This window comes from Nonlabens sp. Hel1_33_55 (assembly GCF_900101765.1).
GTDB lineage: Bacteria > Bacteroidota > Bacteroidia > Flavobacteriales > Flavobacteriaceae > Nonlabens.
Genome location: NZ_LT627735.1, coordinates 688,039 through 704,322, shown reverse-complemented (window position 1 = coordinate 704,322; position 16,284 = coordinate 688,039). Strand labels below are relative to the sequence as shown.

Genomic DNA, 16,284 nt, shown 5'->3' with positions numbered 1-16,284 from the left:
AAATTTATTTATGTCGTACCGATTGAATTAATGTCAATTTTTAAATTTCCAATACACACCTTCTGAGGTGGAAATCTTTAATAATTTGGGCCTCCCTTTTGCCCTCAAACCAGAGCCTATTACTGTGATCAAATCATCAAGAATAGATTTAGTCTCTGCAAAATAGGAATGCGATAGGAAACTAGCATCCACTCCACTTGCGTCTATTGTCTCCACTCCAGGAACAAGCATTACACCATATTCTGCATCGCCAGCCCTAGCTCTACCATGTAAAGTTTTGGAAGCTTCAAGTGCTACATCATCAGCGCTTACATATAAAGTGATAGGTTTCTTAATGCTAGCCACCATTTGTGGGGCTATATCTCGTTTAAAAATGGCGGCATCGATATCTGGCGCAGCGAGTATGATCTCTTTAATTTTTGAAGCTAGATACGGTTTCTCTTTTATCAAATCTATGAGCGCATCGGTCAATCCACGATTTCCCATGCTATGTGCAATGAGGTAAATCTCTTCGGCTTTAGATCTTGTTATATAATCGTCTAGAAAATTTTTGATATTCTCTGTTGACCAGCGTATATTATTTTCATCAATCGTATAGGCAGATGTTGCCGCTTGCGACGGCCAGCTGTACAGTACCGCTTCACCGTCAAACTTCAAATCATACTTCATTTGCGCAGTTCTTTTAGCTGCATCTGCAAAAGAGACATTATAACCGTGAATGAACATGAAGGTTTTCCGCTTTCGCGAAAGCGAAACACCATTAGCCATCAAATTAAAAAAAGAACCTTCAGATAGAGGAATAATATTTTGCAGCACAATATGTTTCTCAGGATCTTCGCTTAATTCAAACCTAAATAAAGAAGGGCTTTCTATTTGACCTATTTGATGTATTGCTGGAATCGTTACATTACATATGCCATAATTGATCGTATGGTCTGACTCGAGCTCACCTGCAAATCGTTCGTAGACATTTGCTTTTTTACTATCCTTACGATCTGTGGCATAATAGATAGGTACTTTTGTGTATTTCTTGCTGGTAATAGAAACACCTCTTGATTCAGCAACAATAGGCTCATTTGGATTAATACAGATTTCCAGATATTCAATAAAAGTATTATTGTCTTTACTAGTAATTAGAAATTCAAAAACAATTATCCCAGTACGATCAAACACTCCTGAATTATCCATGGATCTATACAGTGCTTGCCCGTCAAAGTCTCGATAGCTTTCTACCTGATAAATTAGTTGATTGTTATTGGTTTTAATTTCAAGTTGGCATTGTTTTACACTCTTATCATTAGATAGTTCAACGGTCAATCCATCAAAAGGATAATCTTGATCAAAACATTCACGCTCTGTATCAATTCTGATCCCATCTAACAATAGATTAGGTTTATTTGCAACTTGACCAAATGCTAAAGAAGTCAAGACCATTAAAATGCATGAAATGGTTCGGGAACGCGATGTAAAATTCATAAGTTATAATTCAATTAAGTGCAAGGATATTAATCACAATGCGAAACGATTTTTGCTCAATCTAAAATAGTGATTATTTATCAGTCTCATTTTCAAGACGTTCTCTAATGGCTCTTAACTCATCAATTTGTCCATCAAGTTTCCCTTGCTCTAATTGAAATATAGAATCCCTTATTCGCTGTTGTTCTAATAATTGAGTTTCAATTTCCTTTTGATTCAGCAAAATCAGTAATTTCAGGGCATGATGTTGATAAATTCGTTGTTGTCTTTTTACGTGTTATTCTTAATGTTTTCTATATAATTCATCTGCAATTACTTCATAAATTAGCATAGGATAATTGTTACTGTACAAGCTTATTAGTACTAATTGAACGTAAAAGATAAATATAGAACCATTCGATTTATCAAAAAATACCCCTTTGGGGGTATATAATATATCCATCACCAAATGGTCCCCATATTTTCAGCAAAAAATTCGAAAATGCTATATCAATTTATCAAGTTTGATAGATATTTATTCATTGTGAACCTAAATATTAGAGTCCTATTGTATTGGAGTAAATACAAGATGAAGTAATTGATAAATTGTTCGATATAAAGTACACCTATCATCCACCCATAAGGCTTCTATCCCAATAATATCAACACATTCAATATTCTGCATCGGCAAATAAACAGAGGATTACAAAACTAGTGGCTTGCATACAAGCAGCGTTCTAAGCAATATAAACCTCCATAAATTTGGCTCCTCTGGAAGAAAAATGGGTGCTAGTTGCAGTTGCTGGCAGTAAAATAGTTTCTCCAGTTTGAACAGATTCTGTACATCCATTAATTGAAACTTTACAACTTCCTTCGACACACATCAAAATTACAAAAGAATCGAGATTTGAATATTCACGTTCAAATTGATGATTCACTTGAAAAATGTTAGTGGTAAAATAATTACAGTTGACAACGTTAGAAATTTCATTTGCTTTTACCTTAAAATCCTTCTTGCTTTCTTCTTCAAATTCTTTGGTTGAATTTATAGATTGGTCTAAATGCAATTCTCGTTTACTACCGCTATTATCTATACGATCCCAATCGTAAACTCTGTAGGTGATGTCTGATGTCTGCTGTATTTCTGCAGCTACTACTCCAGCACCTATGGCATGCACCTTTCCGGCTGGAATGAAATAAGCGTCTCCTTTACTAACGCGGCTCGTTTCAAATATATCGTACACATTGTCCTTTCCTACTGTTCTCAAAACTTCTGTATCTGCCTGCTTGTCTTTCATACCAACGATAATCTCTGCATCCTCTTCATGATCCATGATATACCACATCTCCGTCTTACCGAAGGAACTGTGATCCTTTCTAGCAATCTCATCATTTGGATGAACTTGCACTGATAAATTCTCTTTGGCGTCCAAGAACTTAATAAGTAACGGAAACTCATCGCCAAAACGATCATAGTTCTTAGATCCCACTAAATCTTTATTGTGGGTTTTAAGCATTTCAACAAGAGATAAGCCTTTATAAACACCATTATCAACTACTGAGATATTCCCTTCAACTCCTGAAATTTCCCAACTTTCGCCGACATTCTGTTTATCGGTTTTTTTATTGAATAAATCTTTAAGTCGGGAACCGCCCCAAATTTTTTCTTGTAAAATGGGTTCAAATTTTAATGGATAGATGTTCATGATGATGCGTTTAAGAAGTTAAAAGAATTATGCTGCTTTTCTTTGTGTAATTAAGGTTTCTGTTGGTAGACCAAAAGCTTGGTCTGTAGCGACCTCATTGGCTGAATAAGCGATTGTATAGTTGAGCCATATTTGAGCTAGATTAAAAGGTATTTTGATGGAGTCCTTCAATCCCAGCTTAGAGTTATCCACATGTACCCATCGCATTAAGGGTTGTTCGACGATCTTCTGCATGATGTTCTTCTTGCCAAATGTCTTTTTCAACCTTAGGAAAATTTCTACATCAAATAACCATCGACTCACAAACTGCTTTGAATAAATCATCGGGATAACCTCTGTCTTAAATACCTTGGCACCGCATTGTGTATCTCTTATAGGCAATCCTAGAATAAGCAGGATGAATTGTTTTATGAATTTTGAAATCAGCCCACGTACAAGATCACGCTCTATACCTGAAGTCTTACCTGTATTTCTAGATCCAAAAACCATGAGCTTTTCATCTCTATGTAACGTTTTTACAAGGTCTTTAAAATCCCTGAAATCAGTAGAAAGGTCTGCATCGATGAAACCTATCGATGTGATTTCTGGAATTCCATACATATACTGGGATCCAGATCTTACCGCTGCTGCCTTACCTGCATTTTTCTTAACATCAACAATGCTGATATTGTAAGGCGATTTCCATTGCATCTTTTCAAGAACATCATTGGTATTGTCCGTACTACCATCATTCACAAAACACAAATGATAGTTTTGGTGAGTGGTTGCAAAGTCGATAAACGCCTGTTGATCGATTCGTTTTGCCTCGTTATAACATGGTATGATGATTCCAGTTTTCATAAAAGTTCGTTTTAATTATGACACAAACTTAGAGCTGGTAAGGGCTGACAGAGGTTGGTTTTCGGTCAGTGGAAGATTTCTGTAGACGGAAACCGCTTATCGATAGATCGGTCAGTTTTTTAAATACTCTATCTTCGGATTGTCAAAACATAGCCCTTCAAGGCGCTTCAAATGAATAGTGTAAAAACCAATAAATACCTGATTGCAGCCATACTCATAGGTGTAGTTTTTCACGGTACTTCCATGTTTTTTACTCTGGAGAAAACCTATGATGCACTCATTCATTTATTCTTTGCAAACCATTATGCGACCAGCTGGTTTGAACCGTGGAATTATAGCTGGTATACTGGTTTTACAGTGATGGGTTATCCACCGCTGGTGCATCAAACCATAGGTGCTCTTTCCTTGATAGGTGGACTTAAATTTGGGATGTTTACGGTCGCGCTCATCGCCATCGTCCTATTCATTACAGGAGTCTATCGATTTACCGAGGTCTTGATACCCAATAAAAAGGTTGCTGGTTATTCAGCATTGCTAGCAGTATTCTCATCGTCCTTTGTTGAAACGCTACACATTTTCGGTCAGCTGCCCAGCATCATTGGAATATCCCTGTTGATGCATGCGATGCCAGAAATCTATTTATGGATCAAGACAGCACGTTACAAGCATCTATTTAAAGCATTGGCCTTACTAGCGGTTACGGTGACATCCCATCACGTGACGCCCATTTTTGGAATGGCATTTTTCATTTTTCCCTTAATAGGTATGGCGGTGATGGATGCTACCAGAGAAAAAGTAAATAGTAATAAAGAGGTGACCTTTTTCGCTTTCGCGAAAGCGTTATGGCAGCACATGAGGCGCATTATCCTATTTGGTGCGTGCTCACTCGTTCTGATAGTCGGGTGCATCCTACCGTACTGGATCAATACCAAAAACAACCCAATCACACAGGTTCCCATACCTCATGGGTCTCGCGATAACTTTCTCGAGGTGACCTCTTCAGGATTGGTGTTTTTCGTAATTCCATGGGGACTTTTACTCGTCCTACTACCTTACTTCTACTACAGATATTACAGCAAGCGATTACTGTTTTTTGGATTCTCATTCACTTTGCTGTCCGTACTAGGAACTGGCGGTACTACACCTATTCCGTTAAAGATATTGGGTGAAAACGCTTTTAACATCCTGACGCTAGACCGATTCACTTTGTGGGCATCCATCATGGCCTTACCTGCTTTTGGCGAATTTTGCTATCGGTTTGTGGAAGGTGATTATAAAGAATATCTGCAGGGCAAATGGGGAAGCCTCGCTCACCGGTTGTCTGGCGGACTGCTCGCCGGTCTATTTATATTTCTGGCCATTTTTACAATCACACTAGGTAAATTCAGACCCAGCCAGCCTGACGAGATCAACATGCTGCCTATCGTCAATTTCTTAAATGAAGATGATCATGACATGTGGCGTTACTTACCACTAGGTTTTGGGGATCAAATGGCGTGGCTATCTGCGCAGACTAAAGCAACGACTGTTGATGGCGACTACCACAGCGCCAGGAGATTGCCAGAACTTACATCAAGAGCGGTGGAGCGTTTAGAAAACTCCAAGTATCGAGGTATTGAAGGCATAGGATCGCTACAACAGTTTCTGACTGTTCCTGAAAAGTACCATTTGAAGTATGTGTTTTCCAACGATAAATTTTACGATCCACTACTCTACTTTACGGGCTGGCATCGATTGAGTTTGCTTGAAAACGGAATCATGGTCTGGGAAAAGGCAGGAATAGCGCCGTTACCCAGTATTTTGCCCAAAGATAATGTACCTCTATTTCAAAAAATTATGTGGGGAACCATTCCCTTTCTAACCATAATCATTGCACTACTCTTATATCTCAGATCGATGTGGACACGCTCATTAAAGAGCAGCAAAGAGAAAATTCCTGCCTATATGGGATTTGCTCCCATCTACAACCCATTGCCTAGACCTCTCTACAACATTTCAATCATTTGGTTTATAATCGTGGCAGTGTGCGTGGCTATAGGATTCTATATTTTCTATCTTAAAAACTCAACTCAGATTAGTGCAGAAAATGTCGTCCTTGCCTATTACGACGCATTGGATTTCAAGGAATTTGAACGCGCTTATTCTTATCTAGATCCAGATGCAGATAAATCCATTTCTCAATTTATGTTAGAGATTTCAGTGTCTGATGGTCTGCTAAGTTCCTATGCAAAACTGGATGAAATCGCTATAGATATCGCCTCTAAAACAGATAGTACCGCTACCGGATTTGTAAAAGCCAACTGGGTCACACCGCTCAAGGTCATTGATACTCGCGACACGATAGATCTTAAGAAGATTAATAACAAATGGTATATCAAACCTAAAACCATTGATCCAGACGTACCACCAGAGCAACTAGTAATACAAAGCAATACACAGTTTTACAATCACGGCAAACGTAAAATAACCTCAGAGCAAACGTATCATGAAGATGTGCTCAAACAACCTGTGGTAGAAGTCTTAACGGCTAAAATGGTGGTTGTCGACGGCGAATATGCCATCATAGGTGAGATTCAAAATGTAGATAATGTTCCAGCAGATATTTCAGTTACGGGAACGCTGTATGATATTGATAACAACCCATTAGCAAAGTTCAATGCAAAGGATGTCATCAAACACAAGTTACTCGCAAAGGAAACCACACCTTACCGTGTCAATTTTGAGGATATCGCGTGGGCTAGTAATCAAGCTAAAAAACCAGCTTCCTACGACCCGACAGCATTTACAAAAATAGACCTGAGTGATACACCCGTTAATTTTGAAGTTCAAGTGGTAGCTAATGTAGCTACAACAGATCTGTATCAAGCCATTGCTTCCTCACAAGTGGAACAAAACGAGCACCTCATCAATGGTTTTCTCTTCAACCCCAGTATTGAGGCGGCCACGATACCGCAACTATTGATTAGTTACTACGATGCAAATCAAGAGCTTCTATCGGTAGAATCGGTTTATGTTGATGAGAGTGTGCGCCAGCAGCGCAAGCGTAAATTTCAAATTGACATTTCGGACATGATTGTTCCAAAAGTGCTTTCTTCAAGTCTAGAAAACGTTTCCGTTAATGGGTTGCCTAATCAAAGTATTTCAGATAAGGTGGTGCCCAATCGTAGTGATATCGGTCTGAGGAATCGATTGATCCCTTTAAAGAATTCGCCATTTGGCTATATTTCTATTACGCCTAACAGTTACATAGGGAATCCCGAATGAGAAAGCTACACGTCTATATCGGTTTGTTTTTGCTGCTCGTCATGTGTTGCATAGCAATTTCATGGAACACTGTTACAGCGAATAAATTGTCCTCACAGAAAAATGCAAAAATCAAGATTCAAGCTCCAGAAGATCAGGAAGTACGATCTGACGGAATTTCAATTTCGGTTTTGAATTCTGGGTTGGCAGAATTAGAAAATTTCCAATTGATAATTTCTGGAACTTATGGTACCACTATTTTGAAACTTGAAAAGAGCAATGAAAAATGGTTTTTCCAACTTCCTGCGACTGTTGCGAAACGCGCTGGCGTTGTGCAATGGAATTTGGTTCTAGATCAAAATAGTATTCAGAAAGGGCAGTTTCAATTGTTACCCAGCGCTGAGAATCTTGGTGCGCTGGAAAACTATCTGGGACCTCGCAGCATCGTGGCAAATGTGAGAGATTATACCATGCTGGTCGCCATCCCTACAGATTCGCTGGACAACATGTTGCCAGATGGTACTCAGGTTTCGCTTAATCATCAATTTAAAAACCAGATCACTAGAACGCCTTTTCAATTGGATAAGGGTTTTGCCTGGCAACGCATACAGGCACCACTTACTACCGGTAGGATCAGTACTGGCAGTACGCTTAACGATATTTCTTCGTTGGAGTTAGTTGCTGATGTATTTCCTGATGTTGCGGTGGATTTTCAGCTTGAGCTGGATCAGAACCATTCCTATGCAGATGGTAACGAGATATCCACTTTCAAAACATCGCAGATTAAAGACGAGCACGGCAATGTAATGACGGACGGCACGCTGGTCAAATTTTTTATGAGCGATGCTACAGGTTCCCAGTGGCAGACGGTAGCAAGTACGATTAATGGATACGCTTTCGCGAAAGCGATACATCCACAAACACCTACCAAATGGAACGTCAAGGCACTGATTCAAGGAATAGCCGAAAGTCCCGATTTGCAAGTGACCTTCAATTCCATCATTGACGATATACCTGTGGAACTAAGAAATAAGAAAACTATCGTTGTGGGACCATTAACAAGCCATTTAGGCCAGATTATTCCTGATGGAATTCAAGTTAGGATTGAATTAACAGGAAAGACTCATATTCTCTTCACAGAAAAAGGAATAGCAACTTTTGTTCTTGATGATGCCGTCGATGGAAATGAAAATATCACCATCACAACCCTGGGATTGACCAAAAATTCTAAAATAGGATCGCTTGAAAAAGAATAAAGCCTTGTATCGCATATTGATCGTGGCGGGTTTTCTGGCGCTATTTTCTGGAGTCCTCTTCGGGATTAGTCAGCTGTTGGCCTATTTGAATACGGGAGCCGACCGTTCTACCATGTTACATCTGGATCTGGAACGGGAAAATTACTACGTGCCTGAGGTCGTTTGGAAATCTATTGAAAACCCAGGAAGACCAATGAAACCAGCCAATAAAGATAAAATAGAACAAGATTATCTGGACGCTTGGTTTGTGAAAAATCAGGCTCTGTTGACTGGTGATGATGCTGGAATCTATGACCATTATACCAAAAGCGCCAGAGCTAAGGTACGCGAACTCATTTCCTACAACGCAGGTGAGAACATCAGTATTGAATCTACTACCTTGAGCCATCATCTCACGCTAGACTTTTACAGCGCAGACGGTACACTAGCGGTTTTAACCGATCGTGAAGTACGTGGCGTGGAACAGCTCTATCAAAATGATGAATTTATTATCCAACGAGAATTTAATAATGATTATCGCATCATTCTATTGTTGGAAGATGGTTTCTGGAGAGTGCGTCATTTTGAACTATTGGAAACGCATCCCATTGAAGAAAGTGCTTTAGTAATTTCTGATGAAATCAAAAACCTAGCAGGATTGAATTATTACCCGCAAGACAGTCCTTGGGATACTTTTGGAGAAAACTTTGACTCCTCACAAATCGCTACTGATTTTAAGGTTATTCAAGACTTGAACTTAAATACCATCAGAATATTCCTTAGCTATAAAGATTTCAAAATCAGCGAAAACTCCAATGAGAAAATGCAAAGACTCAAGATATTATTGGATCAGGCAGAAAAAGCCGATTTAAAAGTGATGGTCACCCTATTTGACTTTTACGGTGATTATGGCATTCAAGACTGGACCTTGACTAATTCCTACCTTAAAAATATTGTAGATCACATTAAAGACCATCCAGCCGTTTATGCTTGGGACATTAAAAATGAACCTGATCTGGATTATAAATCTCGAGAAAAACGCAAGGTGAATGCATGGCTTTCACAAACCATGACGCGATTAAAAGAAATGGATTCCATCCATCCAGTGACTATAGGTTGGTCAACAGCTGCCGCGGCAATTAATTTAGAAAATCAAGTAGATGTGGTTTCTTACCACTATTATAAGGATCTAGAAGATTTGTCCAAAACGCATCAAGAATTGAAGTCAAAAACCAAAAAACCTATTGTTTTACAAGAAATAGGTTGGTCTAGCTATCATGGTTTTTGGAATCCGTTTGGGATGGATAAAGAAGATCAAGCCGAGAAATACACGGAGTTTTTTACAACGCAAAAGAGAGACAGCATCAACTATCTCTCTTGGACCTTATACGATTTTGAAGAAGTTCCTTCCAGCGTTGCTGGTTCCCGACCATGGCGTGTCAATAAGCAAAAGCACTTTGGACTTATTGCTACGGATGGGAAGAAGAAACCTAGCTACCAATCCTTCAAGGATCAATAGGTCAGGCTGCAACTTTTAGTGCTGCTGTTTTAATCGCACCTTGACCTTCAAAAGCATGAATATACTTTTTTGTAATTACTGACATGGGCATTGCGGTTGCAGCTTCATAATTCACCTTGGCAACATGGTTTCTATATTCGGTATCTAAAACGAATTTTTTGATGGATAAGGCCAGTGAATCCACATTTGATGGAAGAAACAATTCAGCCATATAACCTTCATCCTTCATAAGTGTGCTTAGATCTCCTAGATCTGGCATCACAACAGCCTTACCATAGCTTCCTGCCTGGTGCAACACTCCAGAACTTCCCGTAGTAGAAGTGTAAGGAAACACGACCATAGCGCTTTCTCTAAATATCACGGGAACTTCTTCTTCCTCTACATAGCCGGTAAAAGTTAGTTGTGGAACGTGGCTGTATTTCTCCTTCATGCTATCTAAATATCCAGGTACATTGGGATTATCTGTTCCTGCGATCACGATTTCAAGATCCCTGCCGGTGGACTGTCGTACTTTCTCTACGGCTTCTATCATTACCTCTACTTTTTTGTAGGTCCCAAATTTTCCAAAAGTCATAATCTTCATAGGACCTTCTGGCAAAATATAATCTGGTTCGGCTGGGATTTCAAACGTACCATGCGGAATCAAAATACAATTGTCTGCCGCATATTTCTCTTCAAGAATATCCACATATTTCTGTATCGTCACTGCAACCTGATCTGCTTGTAGCACTACTCTAGTAAGCGTTTCACCAATGAAATTGAATACTTTGGCCTTCCATTTGTTTTCGGTAAATCCGGCGCTGCTTAAGTCGACAGCTTCCATGATGTTGTGCAAAAGAACAATCGTTTTCACCTTCATTAATTTGGTTACCCATGGAGAGAACAAGCCTAATGCAGCTGGAATCTTCTTATCGCCAAATTTCATGAATTGTAGGTTGTACAATACGGCATCAGGCTGGCTGGAATTAATGGCTTTGGCGATGGAAATTACGTTCCGCATGGAATTAAATTTCCAGCATTGTTTGACTGTTATTTTACATCCATTTTCCTCAAAATTTAGGTCAGCATCTTCAGGTGTAGTGTCCGTGAGTAAAACGAGTTCTGTTACTTCTTCCTGCTGACGAAAGTGTTTGACCAAATGATAAGCATATTCATTCAAGGTTACTTTACTAGGCGGGTAAGCGGTGACGATGGCAAGTTTCATAATTTCCTTATTTTGAGGTGAATAGTTGAGTTTTGGTGGTGTTTTAAGCAGCTTGATAGTAGTTGGCTGGGCTGTTCAATTCTTGGTATAATTTCTTGACGTTACTTTCTGGCTTCCCAAAAAAGATGAGTGATTTATCGATGGTTAATTCATCCTTGATCTGTTGCAATAAAAACAGTAACAACGTCTGACCTCGACCCACTTGTGACACGTTGACCACGAGTCTATTTTCAAACTTTAGCGCTGTAATTACATAATTTCTGAGCTCTGACAATCTACTGGCTTGTACTTCTCCTTTGATGCAGATGACTCCATCGATACTGTTGATTTCTAGTGACATGATACTTGTTTTAATGAGGTTAAAATGATGATGTTTAATTGTTTGACAGTGCAAATATGGGGTTACGCTTTCGCGAAAGCGGACTAAAAACGACAGATGGACAACTAGTGTAGATGAGTGGTAGATTCCAGCCGATTAGCTTTTTTGAGATAGCCATGGTGGATCATAAAATACCCTAACTGCACCATGAGCAATGAGGACATCACCAGCACCTGCGCCATGGTGACTTGAAATAAGGAATCGTGAAACAGGCTGATCGCGTAAACTTGTAGCAAACCGAAAACTCCCGCAATGATAACAGGCTTGTAATGATCCAACGACAGGAAATAATAGGCAAATATGTTAGAGACCGCAAAAAAGGACGTCGCCAGAGCATACCAGCCCAATAAGGGTGCGATGCTCAAATATTCCTCACCGAATAATAACTGCACGGCAAATTCTGGGAATAAAAAGGTGAAACTCACGATAACTGCTGACAATGCCGTTATGTAACCCACGTATTTTTTCAAAACCGGAACGGGATTCTTTCCTTGCTTACGCGATTCAATGACCGCTGGCAGCAACAACATAACGAACATCCAGGTAACGAAATACACGACTCTACCTATCAAGGCGAGTGATGAATATAGTCCCGCATCATAAGAGTCAAAGTAATGCTTGACCATTAAAATATCGCTGTTGTTGCAAACGATTTGGGTCAGTTCATAAAAAGCGGTAAGAAGAAAAAATCGCAAAATGTTCTTCTTCTCTGCTACGGTGAGATCAAATTTCAAAAATGAGGCTCTGCGTACTTTTTTGAAAGGAAACAGTCCCGCAATGAAAGAGATAGCGATTGAAATGGAAACGGCAATTGCAGGATTGATCGATAAAAATAAAAGAAATGCAAAAGTGAGTCCCAACCGCCAAAGCATCTCGAGTTGATACGTCATCGATAATTCCACAAAGGATTGATCACCTTGCAGTTTACCACGATTGACGCTCATGATAAAGTAGAGCGGTACGGCCGCACCAAAAATGGTGAACATCAAACTGGATTCGGTTTGAAATAGTGATTGCAGTTCTGGAGCAAAAATGACGACCGCAGCACCAAGCACCAAGCCGAACATAAGCGCATATTTATAAGCCTGCTGGATAAAATTATTCTGGTTCCTGCTGTGCAGTTCTACCATATATTTTGCGACGGTAAGTTGAAAGGTCATAGCCACAAAGGACAACACCAGCAACAATGTGATGAGAATAACGGCGTCTGCAAAAGCACGTGGTCCCAGCAATCTGCCTAGCATGAGATTATAGGCATAATTGCCAGCATTCACGATAAAGGCGCTCGCCATGAATATTTGTTGGGGTGATAAAGTTCTTTTAAGCTTGAGTATGATGGCAGTCATTGAAGTAGTTTTTTAAGCGATGGTTAGAAAAAGAAGTGGAGTTTCCGCTTTTCTGTACACTACTTGTAACTGGCAGTCTTTACTAGGTTTTTTGTTCTGGTGTACCACTTTCAAGTGTGTGGCTGAGTGTATGACGGTCATTTGCATAGCGATGGGGTTTAGATTACTGATGCAAATATGTGGATGGTTCCCAGCCATGGCGATCATATTTCGATGAGCAGAATTTTACTGTAGATGAATGGTGTCTGTGACTCTTTAAAGCAAAACAGGCCTTAACGATTAGGTATCTGTAGATTTTCATTAGAGGCGGCACCCATAAAATAGGAGCACTTTCAGGCAGCTTACCTTGCCTAAATGCCTATCGATCGCCCTCAAGTTCTTTGGATGGACGTTAAGTGTAGACGAGTGGTATTTTCCTGCCGATTGCTGCACTGCAAACCGGTTCTACCTTGCTATTGTAAAACAAGGAACATGAAAATCATTAGTTTTTTAGCAATCGTATTCATCGCAAGCTTCGGGTTTGCCCAAGACATGAACACCGGTTTCCAATTATTGGAACAAGGCAATTATGTTCAGGCTCGGGACTTTTTTGAGGAAGTGCTGGAAAAGCATCCAGAAAACAAAACCGCTCGTCTATGTTATGGTAGAGCGTTAGGCTTAAGCGGTAAAACAATAGAGGCAAAAAGATTGTTTATTGAGCTTCAAAAGGATTACCCAACCGATTTTGAAGTAGCACTCAACTATGCCGAATCCCTATTATGGAACAAAGACTTCGCAGAGGCAGAAGGTGTTTATGAAAATCTTGTAAAGCAAGATTCCGCCAGCTTCCCAGCCATATTGGGTTATGCCAATACCTTATCGAATCTTAAGAAATACGACAACGCTCTCATATACGTCAACAACGCACTGGAATTGCAACCTAAGAACCAGAACGCTGCCATCTCTAAAAAATACATGCAACTGGGCAAAGCTTCCCAACAAATCACCAATGAGCAAGTGGATGACGCCATCGTCACTCTAAAAAATAACCTCACGCTGTTCCCTAAAGATGCAGATACTCAAAATGCTTTAGCTAACGCCTACATCGCTATTAAGAATTACGACTTAGCTGCCACAACATACTCAGGCATGGCAGATAGTTTGAGCCTGTTAACAGGTCAATCGCTGGTGGCTCATCTACTGAAAAAGGACAAACTCGCCTTGCAATATGCTGTTGAAGGTTCCGCTTTCGCGAAAGCGAAATTCCAACAAGATTCCGTAACCCATAAAAAGACGTTGCTAGCAGCTAACGAACGTTACATACAAGCCTTGATCTGGAACAACAAGTATCCAGAAGCAAGAGAAGTCATCGCCAGCACAGAAGCGGCTTGTGGCACGAGCAATAGACTGGACGCATTGAAAGCGACGTTGGGAATGTACACAGGAACCTTTGCCAAAAGTATCTCCTACTACAAAGCTATTCTTGAAAAAGACAGCACCTCATTTGACGGGAACCTAGGCATCGCCAACGCCTATAGAGCACAAGGAAATCTGGATCTTGCTAGAAATTACGCCTTGAAAACGCTGGGCTTTTATCCGAATCAGCCAGATGCTCGTGCCTTATTGGCAGCCTTGAGAAATGGACTCGCTCCTGTTTTGAATACGATAGGATCCTACACCAGTGATAATGGTAATAATGAGGCATATGCTGCAGGTGTTAACGCAGTGATTCCGTTTTCTGACCGATTCAGATCTGTTTTTAATTATTCGTATAGAACTACAGAAAATACAGGCAATGGTTCCATGGCATACAATACCAATGCCTCCATTGGAGCGCATTACCGCGTTCATAATAATACTTGGGTAGAAAGCACGCTGGGTTTTGTAAAAGCTAACGCAGATCAAAATGATTATACTGATGTCAATGGGTCTGTCTTTGTAAAATCAAGACCATGGGCGTTGCAATATCTGGAAGTAGGCTACAGCCGTGAACTGCAAAACTTTAATGCGGACTTGATTGACGAGAAGATCTTTATGAACAACTACTCGCTCAATTACAATATGGGAACCAACATCAATCTGGGCTGGTACACCGGTTTAATGCACACACAACAAACGGATGGAAACTCGAGAAATCTATTATTCACATCGTTGTACTACACCTTTACGAAGTCACCAGCGCTAAAAGGTGGTGTGAACTACCAGTACTTGAGTTACAAAGATCAGGTGCCTACCCTTTACTTTAGCCCTTCAAAGTATCAAGCGGTAGAGCTTTTTGCAGACTTTAGCGGTACATCAGAAAACTGGACCTACAGCGCTAACGCAGCTGGTGGATATCAATTCATAGAAGATGAAGAGGCGACAACTTTGTATCGTCTAGAAGCTAATTTGAGTTATGCGATAAGCCAGCGATTTCAGGCAGGTACTTATGGAAAATACAGCAACACAGCGAGCGCGACAGCAGCCGGTTTTGAGTTCATGGAGCTAGGCGTCAAGTTGAGATGGCAAATACTAGATGGACCTTTATTCAAGTTCTAAGGAAGTCTTTCTCCAGACTTTCTGGGTCAATGGAAACTATTGGTTTTTGCGGTTTTTTGTTCTTAACTATAACTAGAATCATAAAAACCTATCAGTGAACGATTTACAAGAGATTTAAACGCTTCATCAATTCAGGTCTGTTGGACCTGCTTATGGGCACCACATTTTTTGCAATGAGCACGCTGTTATCCTCGATATCAATGATTTTTCTAAAATTGATGATGTAGGAACGGTGTACTTTCAAAAAGCTGCTGTCTGGTAGCTTTTCTTGTATTTTTTTAAGCGTGGAATGCACGGTGTAGTTTTTATCCTCTGTTTTGATAAGAATGTAATCACCTTTAGCTTCTATCAAATAGACTTTATCGAACTCAATTTTAATCAATCGACGATCGATGTTTACATACATTTCCTTTTCTGCTGGATCTGCTTTAGAAGTGTTGCGAGATAAAGGTGCGGCTTCTGTGGGTTTTACAAAATTCTCTGCCTTGAGTACGGCTTTTTGAAATCTAGGTAACGTGATGGGTTTTACCAGATAATCGACAATACATTCATAGCTAAAAGCTTCTATCGCAAAGTTTTTATCTGATGTGGTCAGGATGATTTTAGGCGGATTTTTGAGCGTATCGATAAAGTCAAAGCCTGTAAAATCTGGCATATGAATGTCTAGAAATATCAAATCCACTTCGTTCTTATTCAAGAATTTAATGGCCTGCATGGCATTGGGAAACTCTTCCAACACCTTCAAATTATCGGTCTGACTGCACAGATGGCTCACTATCGTTCTAGCTGCTACCTCGTCATCTACTATGATACACTTCAAATCTTAGAATTTAGGATTCA

12 protein-coding genes are annotated in these 16,284 nt (G+C 39.9%); 4 read left to right on the top strand and 8 right to left on the bottom strand.

The window, feature by feature from the left end; genetic code table 11:
* Positions 1 to 33: 33 nt before the first annotated feature.
* The 4 genes from BLO34_RS03070 to BLO34_RS03060 form a co-directional block, all read right to left on the bottom strand.
* Positions 34 to 1,476: an alpha/beta hydrolase gene (locus BLO34_RS03070; protein WP_090752489.1), complete on the bottom strand. Its 1,443-nt coding sequence runs from the start codon at positions 1,474 to 1,476 to the stop codon at positions 34 to 36.
* Positions 1,477 to 1,549: 73 nt separating this feature from the next.
* Positions 1,550 to 1,699, bottom strand: coding sequence for a hypothetical protein (locus tag BLO34_RS14535; protein ID WP_157686638.1), 150 nt, complete (start codon positions 1,697 to 1,699; stop codon positions 1,550 to 1,552).
* A gap of 493 nt (positions 1,700 to 2,192) precedes the next feature.
* Entirely contained in the window at positions 2,193 to 3,161 is a 969-nt protein-coding gene (locus tag BLO34_RS03065) for a type I phosphomannose isomerase catalytic subunit (protein ID WP_090752487.1), read from the bottom strand.
* Positions 3,162 to 3,188: 27 nt separating this feature from the next.
* Positions 3,189 to 4,001, bottom strand: a complete 813-nt coding sequence (locus BLO34_RS03060) for a dolichyl-phosphate beta-glucosyltransferase (protein WP_090752486.1) — start codon at positions 3,999 to 4,001, stop codon at positions 3,189 to 3,191.
* Positions 4,002 to 4,172: 171 nt separating this feature from the next.
* Here BLO34_RS03060 and BLO34_RS03055 point away from each other — a divergent pair, with 171 nt between their 5' ends.
* From BLO34_RS03055 to BLO34_RS03045, 3 genes are read left to right on the top strand one after another with little or no spacing between them, the layout of a single operon-like run.
* The gene (locus BLO34_RS03055; protein ID WP_090752484.1) at positions 4,173 to 7,265 is read left to right on the top strand and encodes a hypothetical protein; all 3,093 of its coding nucleotides are present in this window, start codon (positions 4,173 to 4,175) and stop codon (positions 7,263 to 7,265) included.
* A complete protein-coding gene (locus tag BLO34_RS03050) occupies positions 7,262 to 8,500 on the top strand; it encodes a hypothetical protein (RefSeq protein ID WP_172823948.1) in 1,239 nt (412 codons plus the stop codon). The genes BLO34_RS03055 and BLO34_RS03050 overlap by 4 nt, the downstream gene beginning before the upstream one ends.
* Positions 8,487 to 9,998 carry a glycoside hydrolase family 2 TIM barrel-domain containing protein gene (locus BLO34_RS03045; protein WP_090752481.1) on the top strand — a complete coding sequence of 504 codons (1,512 nt, stop codon included), beginning with the start codon at positions 8,487 to 8,489 and terminating at the stop codon, positions 9,996 to 9,998. Before BLO34_RS03050 ends, BLO34_RS03045 begins: the two co-directional genes overlap by 14 nt.
* Position 9,999: 1 nt before the next feature.
* Here BLO34_RS03045 and BLO34_RS03040 read toward each other — a convergent pair whose 3' ends face one another.
* The 3 genes from BLO34_RS03040 to BLO34_RS03030 form a co-directional block, all read right to left on the bottom strand.
* Positions 10,000 to 11,202, bottom strand: coding sequence for a glycosyltransferase (locus BLO34_RS03040; protein ID WP_090752479.1), 1,203 nt, complete (start codon positions 11,200 to 11,202; stop codon positions 10,000 to 10,002).
* 43 nt (positions 11,203 to 11,245) lie between these two features.
* Entirely contained in the window at positions 11,246 to 11,542 is a 297-nt protein-coding gene (locus BLO34_RS03035) for a hypothetical protein (protein ID WP_090752477.1), read from the bottom strand.
* A gap of 104 nt (positions 11,543 to 11,646) precedes the next feature.
* Positions 11,647 to 12,927 (bottom strand): oligosaccharide flippase family protein, encoded by a 1,281-nt coding sequence (locus tag BLO34_RS03030; RefSeq protein ID WP_090752476.1) that lies wholly within the window; start codon positions 12,925 to 12,927, stop codon positions 11,647 to 11,649.
* A gap of 471 nt (positions 12,928 to 13,398) precedes the next feature.
* Between BLO34_RS03030 and BLO34_RS03025 the strand changes: the two genes are divergently transcribed.
* Positions 13,399 to 15,444, top strand: a complete 2,046-nt coding sequence (locus BLO34_RS03025; protein WP_090752474.1) for a tetratricopeptide repeat protein — start codon at positions 13,399 to 13,401, stop codon at positions 15,442 to 15,444.
* Positions 15,445 to 15,547: 103 nt separating this feature from the next.
* On the opposite strand, the gene BLO34_RS03020 is transcribed toward BLO34_RS03025, so the two are convergent.
* Positions 15,548 to 16,264 carry a LytR/AlgR family response regulator transcription factor gene (locus BLO34_RS03020; protein WP_090752472.1) on the bottom strand — a complete coding sequence of 239 codons (717 nt, stop codon included), beginning with the start codon at positions 16,262 to 16,264 and terminating at the stop codon, positions 15,548 to 15,550.
* Positions 16,265 to 16,284: the final 20 nt, after the last annotated feature.